We start from the raw sequence: 20,388 nt of genomic DNA, 5'->3' as shown, positions 1-20,388 counted from the left end.
CGGGCTTCTCCTAAGGGGATGCGCCGGTCAGGCGCCGCTGTCGCTGCGCTCTCTCACATAGGCGGCTTCACGTGCCGGGCCGGGGTCGAGCTTGAGCGCCGCCTGCTGCAAGCGCTTCGATCGAGCGCCGATTATAACCTCGCGAAACGTCAGCAAGATTACAGATATGACGAAGGGGGAGAGATAATAGAGGACGCGGAACAGGAGCATGCCACCCAGCAGTTCCTCGCGATCCATCTGCCAGAGGCCGACCAGCATGGCGGCATCGAACACGCCGAGCCCTCCCGGCGAGTGGCTGGCGAAACCGAGCAGCGTCGCCGAGACGAAGATCACCGCCACCACGACGAAGCCGAGATTGGGCTCGTCCGGGACCAGCACGTACATCGCGAGCGCACAGAAGCCGAGATCGATGATTCCGATGGCGATCTGGAGCAGCGTCAGCGGTCCGCCCGGCAGCACCACGGTCCAGGGCCCGCGGCCGACCACCCGCGGCTGGGTCCAGACCCAGACCACATAGGCGACCAGCCCCACGATGATCATCATCGCCAGCATCCGGTTCAGCCAGGGCGGAAGCTGGTCGATCGAGGCCGCGGCTTCCGGATGGTAGGAGATGCCGAGGCCGAGCACCGCGGCATTGCCGAGCCAGAAGGTCAGGCCGGCGAGAAAGCAGATCTTTGCGACGTCGATCGCGTTCAGGCCATAGGCGGAATAAATGCGGTAGCGCACCGCGCCGCCGGTGAAGACGCTGGCGCCGACATTGTGGCCGATCGAATAGCTGGTGAAGGCGGCGAGCGCATTGATGCGGTAGGGCACATGGGCATGGCCGATCGCGCGCACGGCGAACAGATCGTAGAAGGTCAGGGTGAAATAGCCCGCGGCCACGAACAGCGCCGCCATCGCAATCTGGCTCGGCTCGGTGCTCTTGATCGCTTCGAGGACCTCGTTGACGTCGATGCCCCGCAGCATGTGGTAGAGCACATAGCAAGCGATGCCGATGACCGCGACGCTGATCACAACTCCAAGTTTATGCAGGACTTGCTTCTGGCGCAGAAACGTCATCGCCCTGCGTATGGCTTCCAGCATCTAGACCTCGAACAACGCTTCAGCGGCCAGGGCGGCCGGCGGACAGGCGGACGACGTACAGGCACTCAACGAACCCTTGCCGCCGGCTCCGGCATCGCGCGTGCCCCATGCCCCTCCACTAGCGCGTTTTGGGGCGGAGTGGAATTCAGCAATTCGAACAAAAACTCGTGCCTTCAATATTTTAGGCAGGGTTGCGGGCTCCTGATGCACGGATTGGCGCTTTCGGCGGCAAGACTGACGCGAATCTCCATGGCAATCCTGCGCAGGCGCCATGAAGTTTTGATGATTTCGACCGCACAATGTTCCGTCACGACTTAAGCCAACGTCAATCTATGGGCCGCCCCCGCCTGGCGAAAGAGGGCTGGCCGGAGCTGTTGTTCAGGGATTTCCGGCGGGCTGAAAGGCCGCGGCGACGGCCGTGGCCTCAGGGAGGCGATCAGATTCCGCCCCGGATCAGAGCCACACGGAAGTGACGGCGGCACGCTGCCGCAGCGCAGCAGCGGCCTCCTTGGCGCGCTTCTCGTAGCCGCAGGGACGGCAATAGATGATGGTCACGTCAGGCATCGCGCCCTCCTATCAGGCCGCGCGCTGCGGACGCACCGCCTCGATGCCGGCGATCCAGCCGGCGACGGAACGGCCGATCGCCTCGGGGTGATCCTCCTGGAGGAAGTGCAGGCCTGCTCCGAGGCGGACCAATGCGCAGTGCTTCAGCGAGGCCGCGAACCGCTCGGCAAATTCGGGCGCGACGAGCGCACCGGGCGTGCCCGAGAACAACAGCTTCGGATAGGACGATGCAGCGAGCGCGGCATGCGCGGATCGGAGCATCTGGTAGACGTCGGCGGGCTCGCCCGCGATCGGCAGCTCGCGGGGGAAGGCGAGAACGGGCCGGCGGCTCTCCGGCGTCGGGAATGGCGCACGGTAAGGCGCCATCTCGTCCTCGCCGAGCTTGCGGACGATCCCACCGGGCAGCACGCGTTCGACGAACGCGTTCGCCTCCAGGATCATCGCTTCGCCCTCGCCCTCCGTCCTGAATTTGCGGAACGCCGCCCTCGCCGCCTCGGCGTGATCCTGCTCCTCCGCGACCTCGGTGTGGTGAAAGTCCTGCCAGGTCGGCATCGGCCGGATGAACTCCATGAAGGCCAGGCCGCGCACGAAATCGGGCCGGCGCGCGGCGAGATGGAACGCGAGCGCGGTGCCCCAGTCCTGCGCGACGAGATAGGCCGATTTGATGCCGCGCTGTTCGATGAATGCATCGAGATAGCGGACGTGGTCGACGAAGCGATAGCCGATGTCGGGCTTGCCGGATTGGCCGAAGCCGACGAGATCGGGCGCGATGCAATGTGCGACCGGCGATACCAGCGGCAGGATGTTGCGCCAGATATGCGACGACGTCGGGTTGCCGTGCAGGAACAGGGCAGCGGGCGCATCGCGATCTCCCATCTCGCGATAGGCCATCGTGCTTCCCAGCACAGACGCTTTGCGAATCTCGATTTCGATTGGCTTGCTCATGTCAGCTCCCTGAAGACGGTTTGAAAGGCGATGGTCTTGAAACGTTCGAGGGCGTTGGGATTGCGGTCGACCTTCATGCGCAGGATCGCGCCCTGCCAGGATGCGAGCAGGAAATCGGCGAGATCTTCGGGCTCGAAATCGGATGCGATCTCGCGGCACGTCTGGGCGTCCCTGATGCAGGCGGCGAACGGCGTGCGCCACTCAGCGAAGATTTCGGCGAGACGCGCGCGCAGCATTTCGCTGCTGGCTGATGCCTCCAAGCTGAGATCTCCGATCAGGCAGCCGCGCCCATAGCCGTCGGCCTCCAGACGGCCGGTGATGATGTCGAGATAGCGGCGCAGCCGCGCGCGCGGCGTCAGCGAGGTGTCGTCGAGCGCCTCCGCGACCAGTCCCCTCGTGGTGTCGAAGTAGCGGTCGAGCACCTCGGAGGCGAACACCTCTTTGGAACGAAAATGGTTGGTGAAGGACCCCTGCGGCGCGCCGGCCGCGGCGGTGACATCACGCACGCTGGTGCCGTGATAGCCGGTCCGGAACATGACCTTCAGGCCGGCATCGAGGATGGCGTCTTTGAGTGAGGGCTTTGGCATGAGCGAATAATACGTACGTACGTATTATTGTCAAGCGCATTCTGATCGGCAATTTGCTTGCCGATCAGGCCGTTATTGCAATGTTGGATAGAGGCCCCGCCCTCCGAGCGAACCTGAATATCTAAGCCGCAGGCTGGCTCCGCGAGACCACCCTGTCGCGCAGCCAGGCGCCGATGGTGCAGCCGACGAGGTAGCAGGCGAACATGACCAGCCCGAGATCGAGCCAATAGCCGAAGCGGCCGGGCACCACATGCGCGAAGGAGGCAGCGACCAGGGCGGCAGCAAGCGCGCCGAGCCAGCGCGCGGTCACCTTCGAGGTGCCGTTGCCGCGCTGGACCACCGAGATCCAGCCCATGCAAAAGCCCAGCAGCAGCGAGCCGATCAGCCAGCCCAGATGGAACGAGACGAGATAGGGCATCGTCACCTCACCAGAAATTCGATGCGGCGGTTCTGCGCCTTGCCTTCGTCGGTGTCATTGCCGGCGAGGGGCTGCGTGGCGCCATAGCCAACCGGAGTGAAGCGGGTGGCCGGCAACCCGGCCTTGACCAGATAGTCGATCACGGCCTGCGCGCGCTTCTCCGAGAGAGCCTGGTTGAAGGAGTCCTCACCATCGGCATCGGTGTGCCCGGCCACCTCGATATTGGTGGTGGGGCAGCGCAGCGCCGTCTCGATCAGATGGTCGAGAATGCCGGCGGAATCCGGGTCGATGTCGGCGCGTTTCGTTGCGAAGCGGATCTTGCCCTTGTTCAGGAGCTCCGAGAACAATTGCTGGCAGACCGTGCCATCGACCGGACCCGCGGCAGGCTTCACCGTAATCTCCGGCTTGTACTGCCAGTTCTTCGGGAAGTCCTTGCCGAGGCCTGCGCGGATGTCGTTGGCGGCGCCCTCGTAGAGGGCATCGCCCGACAGCTTCACCTCGCGATCGGACACCACGAGCGTACCGGTCGACAGCCGCGACAGCGCGCCGAGCGCTGCGACCACGGCAGTATTGAAGGAGCCGGGTGCGCCGACGCTGGCCTTGAGATTGTCGACGACCTTTTCGGTGAAGAACTTTCGCGAGGCACTGGTTGCAATGGCCGCGTGCACGCTGTTGTCAGGCACGTAGCCCGTCAGCGTCACGGTCGCCGCGACCGGGTCCTTGTAGGCCTGGAAGATGTAGGGCGGCGCCTTGACGTCGTTGGCGGCGACCGAAAAGCCCTCGGGCAGGTTCTTGAGCGCGGCCGCGATCGCCTCACGGCCGCCGAGGTCGCGCGCCATGCCCGACAGATTAACCTTGGTGTCGGTGATCGTGATCTTGCCGTCCTTGAGCTTGCCGATCTGGTCGAGCAGCAGCATCGCGGCCGCCTCGAACCGCGGCGGCGCGCCGCGCGCGAGGCCCATCTGATCGGCGACCTCGGTCCCGTTGACCTCCTTGCGCGCGGCCTCGGTCAGGCGTGCCTTCATCGACGGCAGGGGCGCGGAGCCGGACAGCGTTACCCGCACCACGTCACGCTCGGCATTCCAGACGAAGGGCGTCGCTTCGGGAACAAGGCGGGTCCGGTCGTCGACCAGGCGCACGCCCGGGACGAGCTCGACCGCCATCACGGCATCGCGGCGCCCCTCCTCGGAAAAGGCGTCCGCGGCCAGGCTGACGTCCCGGCCGTCGACCGCGATCCGGGTCTTGTCCAGAACAGTCTCCTTGAGCGCCGCCGAGCTGCGGGCGGACAGGTCCGCCTCGACCGGCAAGGTATTATTCCAGGCCGCAAATCCCCACATGACGGCCAGGGGGATCAGCCCTGGCCACCATTTGCTGGCCCACCTGAAAAGCTTCTGCATTCAACGACCCGAACTCTGGAACCGGAGACAAAACAAACCCTTGGCGGGCTGTCAAACCGGAAATGATGCCCTTCCGAGGGCCATGCGTCGACAATTGGAATAACTTTTTCTTCAAGGGTTCTTCCGTAAGTTGAAAGTGGAATGCCAGAGTTCGCCAGCCGGTCATGAAACAACTCCGAAACAACGTCATCCGCGCAGCGCTGGGGGCACTCTATTTCAGCGGGGCGCACCACCTGTTGCGCCCGCTCTTGTCGGGCGTCGGCGCCATTTTCATGCTGCACCACGTGCGGCCGGCCCGCGAGGCCGCGTTCCAGCCGAACCGGCACCTCGAAGTCACCCCCGATTTCCTCCGCGCCACCCTGAGCCATTTGCGCTCGCGCGGGATCGACATCGTCAGCATGGACGAGCTGCATGAGCGGCTGGTGCAGGGCCGGTTCATCCGCCCCTTCGCCGCCTTCACCCTCGACGACGGCTACCGCGACAATCTCGAATTCGCGCTGCCGGTTCTGCGCGAATTTGACGCGCCCTTGGCCGTCTATGTCGCGAGCGAGTTTGCCGAGGGCACCGGACGTCTGTGGTGGACCGCGCTGGAGGCCGTGATCGCCAAGGCCGAACAGATTGACATCCAGATCGGCAATTCCGCCCTGCGGCTGGATGCAACGACCCCAGCCGCAAAACAAATGGCGTTCGACCGCCTGCACGATTGGCTGCGCGCGCTGCCGGGCGAACATGATCTCAAACGCGAGATCGAGGCGCTCTGCGCCAGATACGACGTCGACATGGCCGCACTGTGCCGCAGCCTGTGCCTGTCCTGGGACGAGGTGAGGGCATTTTCCGCCGATCCGCTGGTCACGATCGGCGCGCACACCATCAGCCATTGTAATCTGGCCAAGCAGAGCGAGGGGATCGCCGCGCAGGAGATGGCGGTCAGCCGCGCGCGGATCGAGCAGGCGCTCGGCCGTACCGTGCTGCACTTCGCCTACCCCTATGGCGACCGCGAAGCGGCCGGCGAGCGCGAATTCGCACTCGCTGCATCGGCCGGCTTCAAGACCGCCGTGACGACCCGGCCCGGCATGCTGTTCGCCGAGAACGCCGGCCACATGACCGCGCTGCCGCGCGTCTCGCTCAACGGCAATTACCAGGACGCGCGAATTTTGCCGGTGCTGACCTCAGGCGCCGCGACCGCGATGTGGAACGGCTTTCGCCGGATCGCCGCGGCCTGATCCATCACTCAGACCTCATCCTGAGGAGCGCTCAGTAAGAGCGACGGCGGAGATTGACTCCCCTCTCCGCCGCGCTCAAAACGGCGCCAACCAAGGGAGGCACCATGTTCAACGATCTGTTCTCGCTCAAAGGCCGTGTCGCGCTCGTGACCGGCGGCTCGCGCGGCATCGGCAAGATGATCGCGGCGGGCTTCCTCGCGCAGGGCGCGGCGAAGGTCTACATCACCGCGCGCAAGGCAGGTCCCTGCGAGGCGACGGCGAAGGAGCTCTCCGCCCAATATGACGGCGAATGCATCGCGCTGCCGATCGACATCTCGACCATCGAAGGCTGCGACAGGCTGGCCTCCGAGATCATCAAGCTGGAGCCGAAGCTCGACATCCTCGTCAACAATGCGGGTGCGGCCTGGGGCGCGGAGTTCGACGAATTCCCGGAGAGCGGCTGGGACAAGGTGATGGACCTCAACGTCAAGTCGCTGTTCTTCCTGACCAAGGCGCTTGCCGCACCTCTGCGTGCGGCGGCGTCGCACGAGCGGCCCGCCAAGGTCATCAACATCGCCTCGATCGACGGCATCTTCGTCAATCCGAGCGAGACCTATTCCTACGCCGCCAGCAAGGCCGCCGTGATCCACCTGACGCGGCGCATGGCGACGAAACTGATCAAGGACAACATCAACGTCACCGCGATCGCGCCGGGCGCGTTCAAGTCCGACATGAACCGCGCCGCGCGCGACCATGCGGACGAGGTCGCAAAGCGCATCCCGGCGCGGCGGATCGGAACCGATGAGGACATGGCCGGCGTGGCGATCTACCTCGCCTCGCGCGCGGGCGATTACGTGGTCGGCAACACCATCGCCGTCGATGGCGGCGTGGTCTATGCGAATGCGGGACTGGAGATTGCGGGGTAGGCGAGCTTCAGGAGAAGCCGTGCCGCACACTCCGCTGTCATGCCCCGCGAAAGCGGGGCATCCAGTACGCCGCGGCTTCTCGGCTCTAGAACGACCGCCTCTGGAATACTGGATCACCCGCTTCCGCGGGTGATGACAGCATTCGTGTGGCGCGAGCGTCGTCGTCTAACGTCTACGACTCGATCTTCACGTACTCGAAATCGCCGGGCTTGTTGTCGATGCCGACTTTCGGCGGCGAGATCCAGGAGGCGAACTTGCCGGTCTCGGTGACGGGCTGCATCAGCGAGGTGATGAAGTCGCCATCGGCGGTCGAGGGCAACCAATCATCCTTGCGCTTGGCCCAGGTGGCGTCGTCGATCAAAAGACCATCCGGCGTCGCATGGATGCCCTTGAACTCGCCGATGTGGCGGTGGAAGGCGACATTCGGCAGCGTCAGCTTGAAATCATAGCCCGCGGTGGAGATCACCTTGTTCCAGCGCAGCATGCCCTTGACGCAGTCCTGGCTGTAATCGTCGCGCAGGCGCATGTTGAGCGCGGTCAGCGCCGGCTCGTCGACGAGCTTGATCTCGCCGTTGATGAACTTGAGCACCGGATAGGTGGCGTTCTTGAGCTGGTGATCGTCGTCGATCTGGGTCTCGTGATAGCGGCCCTTGATGCCGGTGTTGAAGGCGTTGGCCGCGTTGGTCGAGACCTCCGAGCCGAACAGGTCGAGCGACAGCGTATAGTGCAGATTCAGCTTCTTCTGGATGGTCGGCAGGTCGATCACGCCGAGCGCACGGACCTTTGCGATGTCGGTGGGATCGGTGATGCCGGCTTCGCGCATCGCGTCACAAGTGCGCTGCACGACGCGGGTGATGCCGGTCTCGCCGACGAACATGTGGTGCGCTTCTTCCGTCAGCATGAAACGGCAGGTGCGCGACAAGGGATCGAAGCCCGACTGCGCGAGCGAGTGCAGCTGCATCTTGCCGTCGCGGTCGGTGAAATAGGTGAACATGAAGAAGGACAGCCAGTCCGGCGTGGCCTCGTTGAACGCACCGAGCATGCGCGGCGCGTCGGCATCGCCCGAGCGGCGGCGCAGCAAGTCATCCGCTTCCTCGCGACCGTCGCGGCCGAAGTACTTCTGCAGCAGATAGACCATCGCCCAGAGATGGCGGCCTTCCTCGACATTGACCTGGAACAGGTTGCGCATGTCGTAGAGCGAGGGCGCGGTCTTGCCGAGATGGCGCTGCTGCTCGACGGAAGCCGGCTCGGTGTCGCCCTGGATCACGATCAGGCGGCGCAGCATGGCGCGATACTCGCCCGGGACTTCCTGCCAGGCCGGCTCGCCAAAGTGCTCACCGAACGGAACGACGCGGTTCTCCTCCTGCGGCGCAAGCAGGATGCCCCAGCGATAGTCGGGCATGCGGACATAGTCGAACTTGGCCCAGCCGCGCGGATCGACGGAGTACGCGGTGCGAAGATACACCAGCGACTCCTGGAAGCCTTCCGGCCCCATGTCGCTCCACCAATCCATATAGCCGGGATGCCATCCTTCCAGCGCCTTCAGCACCTGGCGGTCTTCGGCGAGATTGACGTTGTTCGGAATCTTGGTCGAGTAGTCGACGTTCATGATGTTCATGGCCGTGCTCCTTGCTCCGTCTCGTGTCCCGGACGCAGTGCGGCGCGAAGTGCTGCACTGCTGAGCCGGGACCTATTGTCTGATCCTGTGGGTCCCGGTTCTGCGCGGCGTCACTTCGTGCCGCAGCGCGCCCGGGACACGAGAGTCATCAAACTCTCGTCATATCGAATTTCGGCTTCTGGCCGCTGCCGTAGCGGCGCAGTGCACCTTCCTCGCCGACCGCGTTCGGGCGCTGGAAGATCCAGTTCTGCCACGCGGTGAGGCGCGCGAAGATTTTTGATTCCATCGTCTCGGGGCCGACGAAGCGCAGGCTGGCTTCCATGCCGGTGAGGCTGTCGGGCGAGAAGCTGGCGCGCTCTTCCAGGAACACACGGACCTCGTCGTCCCAGTCGATGTCGTCGAGCGCGAAGGTGACGAGGCCGAGCTCTTCCGCCTGCTCGGCGTCGAGCGCGGTGCCCATGGTGGCTTCCGCACGCTCGACGTCGGACGGATCGGCCTGGAAGCGCGATTCCAGCCGGGTCAGGCCGTGGCTCATCGGATACGGACCGAAATTCATCGCGGAGAGTTCGATCGACGGCGGCGGACGGTTGTCGCCCTGACGCGTGCCGATCAGCATGTAGGAGCGGTCGGCAGCGAAGACGAGCTCGGCGAGCGTACCGGCAAAGCAGGAGCCGGGCTCGACCAGCGTCACCAGCGTGCGCGAGGTGACGTCGATGCGCTTCAGCACGCGCTTCCAATAGTGCCTGATTTCGTTGACCAGCCAGTGCGCCTTGTGGGCATCGAGGAAGGCATCGGATGCCAGCACGTGGGCGCGGTCGCCATGGCTCTTGAACACCAGCATCGCAATCTCGAGCTCGTTGATGCGCAGATGCAGGATGGCGTCGTCGAGCTCGCGCGCGACCTGGAGCGGCCAGAACGATGACCCCTGCGCCATCATGCCATCGATGTCGGCCGGCGGCGCGGCCTCCGGCGCCTTGATCGAGATGGTGGCGATGCGCGCCGTGCGATCGATGTCGACGCTGACAAAACCGTAGCGGATGCTGGTCTCGTCGATGACGCGCCTGAGCGGTGTCAGCGCAATACCCTTGCCGCTGCCCTTGCGCTTCGACTGGCCTGCGAACGCCTTGGCGCGCTCGGCGACCTTGGCTTCAAGTTTGGAGTTCGGCGCGATCTCGTCGACGAGGCGCCACTGCACGGCGCGCTTGCCCTTCACGCCTTCCTCGATGGTGCAGAAGAAATCGGCGTGGTCGCGGCGCACCTTGCGCTTGTCGACGACGCGGGTGAGGCCGCCGGTGCCGGGCAGCACCGCGAGCAGCGGCACTTCCGGCAGGGCGACGGCCGACGAGCCGTCATCGGCGAGGATGATGTGGTCGGTCGCGAGCGCCAGCTCATAGCCGCCGCCGGCGGCCGAGCCGTTCACCACCGTGATGAAGCGCTGGCCGGAATTCTCCGACGAATCTTCCATGCCGTTGCGGGTCTCGTTGGTGAATTTGCAGAAGTTCACCTTGTGGGCATGCGTCGAGCCCGCGAGCATGCGGATGTTGGCGCCGGCGCAGAACACGCGGTTCTTGGCCGAGCGCATCACCACGACCTTCACCTCGGGGTGCTCGAAGCGCAGGCGCTGGACGACGTCTGCCAGCTCGATGTCGACGCCGAGATCGTAGGAATTGAGCTTGAGCAGATAGCCCTCGAACAGGCCGCCATTCTCGTCGACGTCCATGGTCAGGGTGGCGACGTCGCCATCGACCGCGAGCTTCCAGTGCTTGTAGCGGGACGGTTCGGTCTGGAAATCGATGAATGTCGCGCCGCCTGCGAGGCGCCGATCTTCCCCGGCCATGGGCCACCCTTGAGCTTGATTATGCGTTCTGGCTGTAGCGTTAGATGCACAATAGTGCATCTTTTCGAAAGCGTCTAGCCCTTAACGGCTGCCGCATGCACTTTGTTTCATGAGGCCTATCAAGACCGCACAATGGCGCCGAGGGTGATCCAGTCCGCCTTGGAGAGTTGGGGACGGCCCAGCTTGGCCTGGAGCAGAGCCGCCAGCGCCGGAATGGGGAAGCTCTCGACAAAGCCGTCGCCTCCCGCGGCCGCCTTGCGCGAGCTCAGCGCCCGCAACTCCGCCTGCGCGTCGCCGAACAGGCGCGCGGCCGAATGCAGCCGCTGCATGCGCAGTCGCAAATTGGCATTGGCGATGTGAATGCAGGCGCGCAGCAGGATGCGCTCGCGGCCGCCTTGCGGGGCTGCGGCCCACACCGCTTCCAGCACCTCCTGCGATTCCCAGAAATAGCCGCGGTCGTTGAGCGCGAGCCCGTAGCGCAGCGCCGGATGGCGCGCCGGCACGTAGCCGCGGAACGCCGGGGGCACCAGTGGCTTGGCCAAATCAAGCGTCTTGTAATCCGCGTCGACCCCGCCGGTCTCGCCCGGCACATAGGCCCATCGCGGCCACGGCAACGGGCCGCTCGCATCCGAAGGCACATTCATAAATGTGCCTCCGCAGGATCACGCGGCGCGTCCTTGAAGTCCCTGGTCGTCGCGCAGGGCCGCTTTTGCAAATTGCTCAATCGCGTCAAGCGTCGCCCCCGGCGCTTCACGATGCGGGGAATGTCCCGCGTCTGAAATAATTTTCAAATCTACCGGACAATAGCACTCTTCTTGCGCAATATCGACCTGACGCAGTGTCCCATATTGGTCGTTCTTGCCCTGCACGACCAGGATGGGAACGCGGATGTAGGCGAGATATTCCGAGATGTCCCAGTCGCGGAATTTCGGATCGAGCCAGGCACCGTTCCAGCCGTAGAAGGCGTTGTCGACATCCTTGTGCCAGCGCGCCAGCTTCACCTTGAGGTCGGTGGTCTCGAAGGTCGTCTTGATCGCTGCGATGGATCTCACCGAGATGTCCTCGACGATGAAATGCGGCGCCATCAGCACGAGGCCTTGCAGACGGTGATCCTGATGCGCGCCGGCATAGATCGTCGCGATCGAGGCGCCGTCGGAATGGCCGAGCAGGAGGCCACGCTTGAAGGAAATCGCATCGAGGATCTTCGGCAGCACATCCAGCGCCTCGCGCTGCATGTAATCGAGCGGCCGCGGCAGCGTGACCGGGCTCGACTGGCCGTAGCCGGCACGCGAATAGACGAAGATGCCGGCGCCGGTGGCTTGCTGCAGCTTCTCGGGCAAGTCGCCCCACAGGCCGACGGAGCCGAGGCCTTCGTGCAGCATGACGATGGTGGGGCCGTCAGCGGCTTGTGGCGCAAGCCATTTATATTCGAGGCTGGCGCTGCCGATGGTCAGGAAGCCGGTGGGGGTGAGGTTGGTCATGGTCGTATTCCTGTTCGCTCCGTCTGTACCCTCCCCTGGAGGGGGAGGGTCGGCTCACATCGAGCGCAGCGAGATGTGAGACGGGGTGGGGTGACAGTCTCTCGGCGGATGCGGTGCCCGAGTGGAGAGATCACCCCACCCCGCTTCGCATTGCGCTTCGCACCATGCGAAGCGACCCTCCCCCTCCAGGGGAGGGTAAGCAAGCGAGTCCACCGCCTGCGCGCTCAATTCGCCCCTTCCCGCAGCTTGAACCGCTGGATCTTCCCCGTCGCGGTCTTCGGCAGCGACTCCACCACGTCGATCCAGCGCGGATATTTCCACGGGCCGATCTTCTGCTTGACGTGCTCCTTCAGCATCTCCTGCAAGTCCGCCGTCGCCGCGCCCGGACGCAGCACGACGAACGCCTTCGGCTTCAACAGGCCTTCCGGATCGGCTTCCGGCACGACGGCGGCTTCGAGCACGGCGGGATGCGTGATCAGCGCGCTCTCGACCTCGAACGGCGAGACCCAGATGCCTGAGACCTTGAACATGTCGTCGGCGCGGCCGCAGAAGGTGTAGCGGCCTTCGCCATCCCTGACATATTTGTCGCCGGTGCGGGTCCACGGACCTTCAAAGGTGCGGCGGCTCTTGTGGCGCTGGTTCCAATAGCCCTCGCCGGCGGAGGGCGCATCAACCAGCAGCTCGCCGACCTCGCCGTCGGCGACATCCTGGCCCGCCTCGTTGACGAGCCGCACCGCATAGCCCGGCACCGGCTTGCCGGAGGAGCCGTATTTGATGTCGCCGGGCGCGTTCGAGAGAAAAATGTGCAGCAGCTCGGTCGAGCCGACGCCGTCGAGGATGTCGACGCCGAAGCGCGCCTTCCAGCTGTTGCCGACGGATTCCGGCAACGCCTCGCCGGCCGAGGTGCAGATGCGCAGCGACTTGCCACCGCGCTCGCTCTTCATGGTTTCGTCGTTGAGCATCGCCGCGAACAATGTCGGCACGCCGTAGAAGATCGAGGGATTGTACCTGTTCATCAGGTCGAACATGCGCGCCGGCGTCGGGCGCTCGCTGTTCAGCACCACGGTGGCGCCGACCGACATCGGAAAAGTCAGTGCATTGCCGAGGCCATAGGCGAAGAACAGTTTTGCCGCAGACAGGCAGACGTCGCTCTCGCGGATGCCAAGCACCTGCTTTGCATAGGTGTCAGCGGTCGCCTGCAGGTTCGAATGCAGATGGCGCACGCCCTTGGGCATGCCGGTCGAGCCCGACGAATAGAGCCAGAACGCCGGCTCGTCCGGATGCGTCGCGGCGGTCGTGAACCGGTCGCTCTCATCGGCGAGCTCTTCCGCGAGCTGCTTGTGACCGTTCTGCTTGGCGCCGGACACCACGACGTGCTCGAGATCCGGCATGCGGCCGACGACGTCCTTGATAACAGGATAGAGCGCCTCGGAGACGAACAGCACACGCGCGCGGCAATCGGCGAGGATGTAGGCGTATTGATCCGCGGTCAGCAGCGTGTTCAGCGGCACCGGCACGATGCCGGCGCGGATCGCGCCCAGGAACACGATCGGGAAATCGACCGTATCCAGCATGATCATCGCCACGCGCTCCTCGCGGCGGACCCCGAGCCGACGCAGCATGTTGGCGGCGCGTCGGGTCTCGCGCTGGAGCTCGCCATAGGTGAGCCGCGAGGCGGTGTCGTCGAAGGCGAGCTTGCCGCCCCTGCCGTCCTCGACGTTGCGGTCGAGCAGCCAGGTCACCGCGTTATAGGATCCCTCGCTCACGGACTTCTCCCCCGAATTTAGAATTATAATTCATAGAAAGACACCGCCGCGGCTTGCTGTCAATGCTGGCAGGCACTATGTTTCATTAAAATGCGCCGCAGGACACCCTCTCAAGAAGGCCCATGATCTGCAGTCCATGACCGACAGTCCCGACGCCGAATCCCGATTTCTCGAACAGCTCGGCCAGCGCGTGCGCACCATGCGCGCGCTGCGCGGCATGTCGCGCAAGGTGCTCGCCAAGGTATCAGGGATTTCGGAGCGCTACATCGCGCAGCTCGAGAGCGGCAAGGGCAATGTCTCCATCGTGCTGCTGCGCCGCGTCTCCGACGCGATGGGCGCGCATCTCGAAGACCTGCTGCCCTCGGCCGACCCGACGCCGGACTGGCAGATGTTTCGCGATCTCCTGCGCAAGGCGACGCCGGCGCAGATCGCTCAGGCCAAGGACGTTCTCGCCGGCGGCAGCGCGTCGGCGCCGCGGCGCGCCCCGTTCTGCGGCATTGCGTTGATCGGCCTGCGCGGCGCCGGCAAATCGACGCTTGGGCGGATGCTGGCGAAGAAGGTCGGCTGGAGTTTTGTCGAGCTCAACAAGGAGGTCGAGCAGCAGAACGGGCTCTCGGTCGCCGAGATCATCGCGCTCTACGGCCAGGAAGGCTTTCGCCGCATGGAGCAGGCCGCGCTGCAACAGCTGCTCGCACGCAACGAGCTGATGGTGCTGGCGACCGGCGGCGGCATCGTGTCGGAGCCGTTGACCTTCGACCAGATCCTGTCGTCGTTCTACACGATCTGGCTGAAGGCCGAGCCTGAGGAGCACATGGCCCGCGTGCGCCGCCAGGGCGACCTGCGCCCGATGGCGGACGACCGCTCCGCGATGGCCGAGCTGCGCAACATCTTGCTGAGCCGCGAGCCGCTTTATTCGCGTGCGACGGCGGTGGTGGATACGGCAGGGCTGTCGGTCGATGCGGCGGCTGCAAGGCTGATCGATGCGGTGCGGCCGGTGCTGCAGAACGAAGCGCGGAGTTTCGGCCTGCGCAGCGTGGCGCTGTAGAGCGATCTGCTAACTCCGTTCTCCGCTGCATTCCCTCCCCCCTTGCGGGGGAGGGTTAGGGAGAGGGGTACCACACGGGGACTCCATCACTCGCGAAACGCGCTTCTTCTTCGCGACAACCAATACCATTTCCTGGGCGACCCCTCTCCCCCGCAAGGGGGGAGGGAGCAGAGCTGAGCGCGCAGCTACGCCATGCGTCCCCTTTTCATTTCGCAAAGGGAGACGATATGAAGAGCCTTGCATCAGACAGGACTCACGATGACCTCCAGCGACGTCGCAATCTCCATGTTCGAGCGGATCGGCGGCAGCGGCACGATCGACCTTCTGGTCGACCGCTTCTACGAGCGCATGGACACGCTGCCGGAGGCGAAGATGATCCGCGCGATGCACGCGGATGACCTCGGACTGATCAGGGACGTGCTGAAGCGCTACCTCACCGAATGGACCGGCGGCCCAAAACTCTATTCGGTCGAGAAGGGCCATCCGCGGCTACGGCAGCGGCACATCAGCTTTGCCATCGGCGACGCCGAGCGCGATGCGTGGCTACTCTGCATGCGCGGCGCGCTGGACGAGACGGTCACGGACGCTGCCGCGCGGCAAGACCTCGACAAGGCGCTGTCCGGTCTTGCCGACTGGATGCGCAACCGACAGTGACACAGAGCGCGAGGCGGGGACGCGGTGGGTTACGCCAGCGGACTGCGCTTCGCGCAGTTGCAGGCTAACCGACCCTGCGCACCCCAGCCCGATCGTTGCACGCATCGAACACCGAACGGTCGAGTGCTTCGGCGGCAAAGCCCGCCACATAGATCAACGCCAGGATCGCCGCGGAGATCGCCATTGTCTCCGCATGCGCGAGCAGCAACCGCAACAACCGCTGCGACAATGTCGGCGGCGGGAAGCGGTAGGTCCGGCCCTGCGGCGTGATCAGCTCAAACGACCGAACCGATCGCGAGCGGACGGGGATCTTGCTGGGCAGCATCTGGAACTCTCCTCTCCAGCTCCTCGATCATGCCGCGCGCGATCTCCCGCTCGCCCATGATGACGACATCCGCCCCCAGCCCCTTCAAATGATCGACCTCGGCATCCGCATGCGCCCGCGCGATGATGCGGATGTCCGGATTGGCCGCGCGCGCCTGCTGCACGATCTGTCCCGCCTCGAACGCCTCGGGGATCGCGATCACGAGATGCCGCGCCCGTGACGGATTGGTGGCGCCGAGAATTTCGGGCTGCGCGGCATTGCCCATGACGGTCTCGATGCCGCCCTGCTTCAGCTTCGCCAACGCACCCTCGCCGACTTCGGCGACAAGGAACGGTAATTGCCGCTGCTTCAGGGCATCGCCGACGAGCGCGCCGACGCGGCCATAGCCGATCACGATCGTATGGTCGGTCAGGTCCGTGGTGCGGATCGGTTCGGGCACGGCAGCCGCGGCCTGCGGTGAATCCCGGCGCGGGTCGAGACGCGGCGCGAGCCAGGTGGCGGCCGCGAACATCAGCGGGTTGAGCATGATGGAGAGGATCGCGCCGGCCATGATCAGGTCGCGGCCGTCGCTGGGCAGGATCTGCGAGGCGACGCCGAGCTCGGCCAGGATGAAGGAGAACTCGCCGATCTGCGACAGGCTCGCCGAGATCGTCAGCGCGGTCGCGACCGGATGCCGGAACAGCACCACGATCAGGAACGCCGCGAGTGATTTGCCGAGCATGATGATCGCGAGCGTCGCCAGCAGCGGCCAGGGCTCGCGGATCACGCTCATCGGATCGAACATCATGCCGACCGAGACGAAGAACAGCACGGCGAAGGCATCGCGCAGCGGTAGCGATTCCTGCGCGGCGCGCGCGCTGAGCGGCGATTCCCGCAGCATCATGCCGGCGAAGAACGCGCCCAGCGCCAGCGAGACGTCGAACAGCTTCGTCGCCCCGAATGCGATGCCCAGCGCGATCGCAAGCACGCCGAGGCGGAACAATTCGCGCGAGCCGGTATGCGCGATGTAGTGCAGGATCCAGGGAATCACCCGGCGCCCCACCACCAGCATCAGCCCGATGAACACGATGATCTTGGCCAGGGTCAGCATCACGATGCCGGCAAGCCCGAAGCCGGCCTGCGCGGCCAGCGGCTCGAAGGCCGGCTTGTCGCCGCTGCCGCCCTGAAGGCTTGCGATCGCCGGGAACAGCACCAGCACGAGCACCATCGCGAGGTCCTCGACGATGAGCCAGCCGACCGCGATGCGGCCGCGATCGGTCTCCATCAGGCGCCGCTCCTGCAGCGCGCGAAGCAGGACCACAGTGCTCGCGACCGACAACGCCAGTCCGAACACGAGTCCCGCACCGACGCTCCAACCCATCAGCCATGCAAGGCCGAGCCCCATCAGTGTGGCGACCGCAATCTGCACGACGGCGCCCGGAACGGCGATGTGCCGGACGCTCAGCAGATCCTGGAGCGAAAAATGCAGGCCGACGCCGAACATCAGCAAGATAATGCCGAGCTCTGCGAGCTCGGTCGCAAGCGCCTGGTCGGCGACGAAGCCCGGCGTGAACGGGCCGACGGCAACGCCGGCGAGCAGGTAGCCGACAAGCGGCGGAATGCGGAACCGCTGCGCTATAGTTCCAAGTACGAACGCTAGTCCAAGTCCGACGACGATGGTGGCGATGAGAGGTGTGTCATGCGGCATTTTTGCCTTTTGACACAGCGAGCGCGCCGGCGCACCGCGACCAAGTGAGGCGGCTCAGCGCGCGACGCCTGCCGCAATCGCGCCGTCAGATCGACCAATAATTCGGGTGCGCGTAGGGCCGCGAACGATCGCCCCAGTCGAATTCGTCGCCGTCGAACTCGCACGGTCCGCTGGCGAGTTCGTCCTGCGTCACCTCGACACGAAAGGCCTGCCGCGCGGGATCGTATTTCAGCGCGCCCCACTGCACAGGATAATGGTGGTGCGTGCCGAGCAGCCCGCCAGTCTTGATCACGGCGTAGGCGACCGTGCCGGTCACCTTGTCGAGCATCAGCCGCTCGATCGAGCCGAGCTTCGCGCCGTCGCGTCCGTAGACGCAGACGTGCTCCACGCGATCACTGGGAACCATGGTGTGTTTCATGGCGTCCTCCCCGTTGTCTTGCGTGACGAGATTATAGGCCCGCGGACGCGCGGCGCCAACGATCGTTGCTAGAGCAGCTGCGACCGCACGGACTCCGCGCCTTCGCGGAGCAGCGGGAGCAACCGGTCAATCAGCTCCCCTGCCGGCACGCGGTCGACATGGGCCCCCATGTTGATGGCCGCGACGATCACGCCGTCGTAGCGGCGCACCGGAACCGAGATCGAGCGGAAATGCGGCTCTGCCTCGCGATCGACCAGCGAATAGCCCTGGTCGCGATCGGCTGTGATGCTGGCCAGCAGCGCCTTGGGATCCGTCACCGTCTGCGGCGTCAACATATCGCGCTTCATTGTCTTCAGGCGTGCGGCAAGCGCTGCATCATCGAACTGCCCGAGCATGGCGCGTCCGACCGAGGTGCAGAACGCCGGCAGCCGGTAGCCGATCTCGAGCCCACCCGAAAACATCCGCGCCGGGCTGCTGCGCGCGACAAACACGACATCGTCGCCGTCGAGCACCGCGAGCGAGGAAATTTCCTGCGCTGCCGTGGCGACGCGATCGAGCACCGGCTGAAGCACGGCGACGAGCTGGCTGGAGCGCAGGTAGGACGCCGCGAGCGTCAGCACGTGCGGCGTCAGCGAGAACAGCTTGCCGTCGCCGGCGACGAAGCCGCCGCGCTGGAGCGTGAACAGCATGCGCCGCGCGGTGGCGCGCGGCAGCCCCGCGGCGCGGGCGAGATCGCTCAGCGTCATCGGGCCTTTGGTCGCGCCGAAGCATTGAAGCAGGCGCAAACCGCGATCGAGGCTCTCGACGAAATCCGTCGCCCGCTCGTCGTTTTCGCTGCGCTTCAGCTTGGGCATTGGTCCGGGAACATCCTGCAAAATATTGCTTGCTGCCGGACCCAGGCATGGCATAATTCGCCCATTCGTTCAATAGGCGAACAAACGCCTCTCCGACAAAGGACGCCCGCCATGATGAGCCAGGAGCAGAACGACCTGATCACCCGTACCGGTCCGAAGGACCCCTGCGGCAAGCTGATGCGGAGCTACTGGCAGCCGGCGGCGCTGGTCGACGAGCTGGAGGGCGCGCGCCCGATCCGTCCCGTCAAACTGCTCGGCGAGAACCTGGTGCTGTTCCGCGACGAGAGCGGACGCTACGGCCTGATCGATCGTCACTGCGCCCATCGCGGCGCCGACCTGGCCTTCGGACGTCTCGAACATGGCGGCCTGCGCTGCGCCTTCCATGGCTGGCTGTTCGACGCCACCGGCCAGTGCATCGAGACGCCGGCCGAGCCGAAGGACTCAAAACTCTGCCAGAACATTCGCCAGCGTTCCTATCCCGTGGTCGAGAAGAGCGGCATCCTCTGGGCTTATCTCGGCGAGGGTGAGCCGCCGGCATTTCCGGAGCTCGACTGCTTTGTCGCGCCCGGCACGCACACTTTTGCGTTCAAGGGCCACATGGCCTGCAACTGGCTTCAGGCCCTCGAGGTCGGCATTGATCCCGCGCACGCCTCCTATCTGCACCGCTTCTTCGAGGACGAGGATACGTCGACGGCTTACGGCAAGCAGTTCCGCGGCGCCTCCGCCGGCAGCGACCTGCCGATGACAAAGATCCTGCGCGAGTACGACCGGCCGATCATCAATGTCGAGCACACCGAATATGGCCTGCGGCTGATCGCGCTGCGCGAGATAGACGAGGTGCGCACCCATGTGCGCGTCACCAACCAGCTCTTTCCGCACGGCTTCGTCATCCCGATGAGCACGGAAATGACGATCACGCAGTGGCACGTGCCGGTCGACGACGAGAACTGCTACTGGTACGCGATCTTCACCAGCTATTCGAACCCGGTCGACAAGCAGAAGATGCGCGATCAGCGGCTCGAGCTCTATGAGCTGCCCGACTACAAATCGTGCAAGAACAGCGGCAACGATTACGGCTTCGATCCGCACGAGCAGGCGACCGCGACCTACACCGGCATGGGCACCGACATCAACGTCCACGACCAGTGGGCGGTGGAATCGATGGGTGCGATCCAGGACCGCACCAAGGAGCATCTCGGCTCGAGCGACAAGGCGATCGTGCAGTACCGCCGCCTGCTGCGGCAGGAGATCGAGAAGGTCGGCGGCGGCGAGAAGCCGATGCTGTTCCTGGACGAGAGCAGGGCGCGCAGCATCCAGGGACCGGCCACCATGGACGGAATCGGGCCGACCCAGGGTTGGGAGCTCTACTGGATGGAGGTCGACGTCAAGCGCCGCCGCGGCGCGCCTTGGGCCGCGCCGGTGCCAAAGGAGATCGCCGACAACGTGCACCGGCTGACGGCGGCGGAGTGACGATCTTGCACGCCTCCCCCTCGTCATTGCGAGCGAAGCGAAGCAATCCAGACTGCCTCTCCGGAAAGATTCTGGATTGCTTCGCTGCGCTCGCAATGACGGAGAATGTGG

The 20,388-nt window shown here is 65.0% G+C and carries 20 protein-coding genes; 5 read left to right on the top strand and 15 right to left on the bottom strand.

Going from position 1 to position 20,388, the window contains the following annotated elements:
- Nucleotides 1-27: 27 nt before the first annotated feature.
- The 6 genes from OWC48_RS40690 to OWC48_RS40665 form a co-directional block, all read right to left on the bottom strand.
- Nucleotides 28-1,083, bottom strand: coding sequence for a lysylphosphatidylglycerol synthase domain-containing protein (locus OWC48_RS40690; protein WP_282525054.1), 1,056 nt, complete (start codon nucleotides 1,081-1,083; stop codon nucleotides 28-30).
- 453 nt (nucleotides 1,084-1,536) lie between these two features.
- Nucleotides 1,537-1,647, bottom strand: a complete 111-nt coding sequence (locus OWC48_RS40685) for an Rdx family protein (RefSeq protein ID WP_282525053.1) — start codon at nucleotides 1,645-1,647, stop codon at nucleotides 1,537-1,539.
- A 12-nt stretch (nucleotides 1,648-1,659) separates the two neighbouring features.
- A complete protein-coding gene (locus OWC48_RS40680) occupies nucleotides 1,660-2,592 on the bottom strand; it encodes a haloalkane dehalogenase (RefSeq protein ID WP_282525052.1) in 933 nt (310 codons plus the stop codon).
- Nucleotides 2,589-3,179: a TetR/AcrR family transcriptional regulator gene (locus tag OWC48_RS40675; protein ID WP_282525051.1), complete on the bottom strand. Its 591-nt coding sequence runs from the start codon at nucleotides 3,177-3,179 to the stop codon at nucleotides 2,589-2,591. Before OWC48_RS40675 ends, OWC48_RS40680 begins: the two co-directional genes overlap by 4 nt.
- Nucleotides 3,180-3,300: 121 nt before the next feature.
- Entirely contained in the window at nucleotides 3,301-3,597 is a 297-nt protein-coding gene (locus OWC48_RS40670; RefSeq protein WP_282525050.1) for a hypothetical protein, read from the bottom strand.
- Between the two features lie 2 nt (nucleotides 3,598-3,599).
- The gene (locus OWC48_RS40665) at nucleotides 3,600-4,994 is read right to left on the bottom strand and encodes an OmpA family protein (RefSeq protein ID WP_282525049.1); all 1,395 of its coding nucleotides are present in this window, start codon (nucleotides 4,992-4,994) and stop codon (nucleotides 3,600-3,602) included.
- Between the two features lie 164 nt (nucleotides 4,995-5,158).
- On the opposite strand from OWC48_RS40665, the gene OWC48_RS40660 reads away from it, so the two are divergent.
- Together OWC48_RS40660 and OWC48_RS40655 are read left to right on the top strand one after the other, a co-directional pair.
- A complete protein-coding gene (locus OWC48_RS40660) occupies nucleotides 5,159-6,217 on the top strand; it encodes a polysaccharide deacetylase family protein (protein WP_282525048.1) in 1,059 nt (352 codons plus the stop codon).
- Between the two features lie 104 nt (nucleotides 6,218-6,321).
- A complete protein-coding gene (locus OWC48_RS40655) occupies nucleotides 6,322-7,122 on the top strand; it encodes an SDR family oxidoreductase (protein WP_282525047.1) in 801 nt (266 codons plus the stop codon).
- A gap of 172 nt (nucleotides 7,123-7,294) precedes the next feature.
- On the opposite strand, the gene boxB is transcribed toward OWC48_RS40655, so the two are convergent.
- The 5 genes from boxB to OWC48_RS40630 all read right to left on the bottom strand — a co-directional run bounded on the left by boxB (nucleotide 7,295) and on the right by OWC48_RS40630 (nucleotide 13,824).
- Entirely contained in the window at nucleotides 7,295-8,731 is a 1,437-nt protein-coding gene (boxB, locus tag OWC48_RS40650; RefSeq protein WP_282525092.1) for a benzoyl-CoA 2,3-epoxidase subunit BoxB, read from the bottom strand.
- Nucleotides 8,732-8,888: 157 nt separating this feature from the next.
- Nucleotides 8,889-10,577, bottom strand: a complete 1,689-nt coding sequence (boxC, locus tag OWC48_RS40645; RefSeq protein WP_282525046.1) for a 2,3-epoxybenzoyl-CoA dihydrolase — start codon at nucleotides 10,575-10,577, stop codon at nucleotides 8,889-8,891.
- A gap of 119 nt (nucleotides 10,578-10,696) precedes the next feature.
- Nucleotides 10,697-11,221, bottom strand: coding sequence for a DUF309 domain-containing protein (locus OWC48_RS40640; protein WP_282525045.1), 525 nt, complete (start codon nucleotides 11,219-11,221; stop codon nucleotides 10,697-10,699).
- 18 nt (nucleotides 11,222-11,239) lie between these two features.
- Nucleotides 11,240-12,058: an alpha/beta fold hydrolase gene (locus OWC48_RS40635; RefSeq protein ID WP_282525044.1), complete on the bottom strand. Its 819-nt coding sequence runs from the start codon at nucleotides 12,056-12,058 to the stop codon at nucleotides 11,240-11,242.
- A 224-nt stretch (nucleotides 12,059-12,282) separates the two neighbouring features.
- Nucleotides 12,283-13,824 (bottom strand): benzoate-CoA ligase family protein, encoded by a 1,542-nt coding sequence (locus OWC48_RS40630; RefSeq protein ID WP_282525043.1) that lies wholly within the window; start codon nucleotides 13,822-13,824, stop codon nucleotides 12,283-12,285.
- Nucleotides 13,825-13,852: 28 nt separating this feature from the next.
- Between OWC48_RS40630 and OWC48_RS40625 the strand changes: the two genes are divergently transcribed.
- Nucleotides 13,853-14,869, top strand: coding sequence for a helix-turn-helix transcriptional regulator (locus OWC48_RS40625; protein ID WP_404979890.1), 1,017 nt, complete (start codon nucleotides 13,853-13,855; stop codon nucleotides 14,867-14,869).
- 258 nt (nucleotides 14,870-15,127) lie between these two features.
- Complete coding sequence (locus OWC48_RS40620; RefSeq protein WP_282525042.1) at nucleotides 15,128-15,523, top strand: group II truncated hemoglobin; 396 nt, start codon at nucleotides 15,128-15,130, stop codon at nucleotides 15,521-15,523.
- A gap of 64 nt (nucleotides 15,524-15,587) precedes the next feature.
- On the opposite strand, the gene OWC48_RS40615 is transcribed toward OWC48_RS40620, so the two are convergent.
- From OWC48_RS40615 to OWC48_RS40600, 4 genes are all read right to left on the bottom strand, one after another.
- Nucleotides 15,588-15,848: a hypothetical protein gene (locus tag OWC48_RS40615; RefSeq protein ID WP_282525041.1), complete on the bottom strand. Its 261-nt coding sequence runs from the start codon at nucleotides 15,846-15,848 to the stop codon at nucleotides 15,588-15,590.
- Nucleotides 15,799-17,535, bottom strand: a complete 1,737-nt coding sequence (gene ybaL / locus OWC48_RS40610) for a YbaL family putative K(+) efflux transporter (protein ID WP_282525040.1) — start codon at nucleotides 17,533-17,535, stop codon at nucleotides 15,799-15,801. The genes OWC48_RS40615 and ybaL overlap by 50 nt, the downstream gene beginning before the upstream one ends.
- Nucleotides 17,536-17,620: 85 nt before the next feature.
- The gene (locus tag OWC48_RS40605; RefSeq protein ID WP_041956976.1) at nucleotides 17,621-17,953 is read right to left on the bottom strand and encodes a PRC-barrel domain-containing protein; all 333 of its coding nucleotides are present in this window, start codon (nucleotides 17,951-17,953) and stop codon (nucleotides 17,621-17,623) included.
- Nucleotides 17,954-18,021: 68 nt separating this feature from the next.
- The gene (locus OWC48_RS40600; protein WP_282525039.1) at nucleotides 18,022-18,807 is read right to left on the bottom strand and encodes an IclR family transcriptional regulator C-terminal domain-containing protein; all 786 of its coding nucleotides are present in this window, start codon (nucleotides 18,805-18,807) and stop codon (nucleotides 18,022-18,024) included.
- Nucleotides 18,808-18,918: 111 nt separating this feature from the next.
- Between OWC48_RS40600 and OWC48_RS40595 the strand changes: the two genes are divergently transcribed.
- On the top strand, nucleotides 18,919-20,277 hold the full coding sequence (locus OWC48_RS40595; RefSeq protein WP_282525038.1) for an aromatic ring-hydroxylating dioxygenase subunit alpha: 1,359 nt from the start codon (nucleotides 18,919-18,921) through the stop codon (nucleotides 20,275-20,277).
- Nucleotides 20,278-20,388: the final 111 nt, after the last annotated feature.

The organism is Bradyrhizobium sp. Arg816, from assembly GCF_029989365.1.
Classification (GTDB): domain Bacteria; phylum Pseudomonadota; class Alphaproteobacteria; order Rhizobiales; family Xanthobacteraceae; genus Bradyrhizobium.
This window is presented reverse-complemented; position numbering and strand designations above follow the sequence as displayed.

What these genes read in the sequence shown, in the direction of transcription:
- OWC48_RS40690 (WP_282525054.1), bottom strand. Translation starts at nt 1,083, where the DNA reads ATGCTGGAAGCCATACGCAGGGCGATGACGTTTCTGCGCCAGAAGCAA.
- OWC48_RS40685 (WP_282525053.1), bottom strand. Translation starts at nt 1,647, where the DNA reads ATGCCTGACGTGACCATCATCTATTGCCGTCCCTGCGGCTACGAGAAG.
- OWC48_RS40680 (WP_282525052.1), bottom strand. Translation starts at nt 2,592, where the DNA reads ATGAGCAAGCCAATCGAAATCGAGATTCGCAAAGCGTCTGTGCTGGGA.
- OWC48_RS40675 (WP_282525051.1), bottom strand. Translation starts at nt 3,179, where the DNA reads ATGCCAAAGCCCTCACTCAAAGACGCCATCCTCGATGCCGGCCTGAAG.
- OWC48_RS40670 (WP_282525050.1), bottom strand. Translation starts at nt 3,597, where the DNA reads ATGCCCTATCTCGTCTCGTTCCATCTGGGCTGGCTGATCGGCTCGCTG.
- OWC48_RS40665 (WP_282525049.1), bottom strand. Translation starts at nt 4,994, where the DNA reads ATGCAGAAGCTTTTCAGGTGGGCCAGCAAATGGTGGCCAGGGCTGATC.
- OWC48_RS40660 (WP_282525048.1), top strand. Translation starts at nt 5,159, where the DNA reads ATGAAACAACTCCGAAACAACGTCATCCGCGCAGCGCTGGGGGCACTC.
- OWC48_RS40655 (WP_282525047.1), top strand. Translation starts at nt 6,322, where the DNA reads ATGTTCAACGATCTGTTCTCGCTCAAAGGCCGTGTCGCGCTCGTGACC.
- boxB (WP_282525092.1), bottom strand. Translation starts at nt 8,731, where the DNA reads ATGAACGTCGACTACTCGACCAAGATTCCGAACAACGTCAATCTCGCC.
- boxC (WP_282525046.1), bottom strand. Translation starts at nt 10,577, where the DNA reads ATGGCCGGGGAAGATCGGCGCCTCGCAGGCGGCGCGACATTCATCGAT.
- OWC48_RS40640 (WP_282525045.1), bottom strand. Translation starts at nt 11,221, where the DNA reads ATGAATGTGCCTTCGGATGCGAGCGGCCCGTTGCCGTGGCCGCGATGG.
- OWC48_RS40635 (WP_282525044.1), bottom strand. Translation starts at nt 12,058, where the DNA reads ATGACCAACCTCACCCCCACCGGCTTCCTGACCATCGGCAGCGCCAGC.
- OWC48_RS40620 (WP_282525042.1), top strand. Translation starts at nt 15,128, where the DNA reads ATGACCTCCAGCGACGTCGCAATCTCCATGTTCGAGCGGATCGGCGGC.
- OWC48_RS40615 (WP_282525041.1), bottom strand. Translation starts at nt 15,848, where the DNA reads ATGCTGCCCAGCAAGATCCCCGTCCGCTCGCGATCGGTTCGGTCGTTT.
- ybaL (WP_282525040.1), bottom strand. Translation starts at nt 17,535, where the DNA reads ATGCCGCATGACACACCTCTCATCGCCACCATCGTCGTCGGACTTGGA.
- OWC48_RS40605 (WP_041956976.1), bottom strand. Translation starts at nt 17,953, where the DNA reads ATGAAACACACCATGGTTCCCAGTGATCGCGTGGAGCACGTCTGCGTC.
- OWC48_RS40600 (WP_282525039.1), bottom strand. Translation starts at nt 18,807, where the DNA reads ATGCCCAAGCTGAAGCGCAGCGAAAACGACGAGCGGGCGACGGATTTC.
- OWC48_RS40595 (WP_282525038.1), top strand. Translation starts at nt 18,919, where the DNA reads ATGATGAGCCAGGAGCAGAACGACCTGATCACCCGTACCGGTCCGAAG.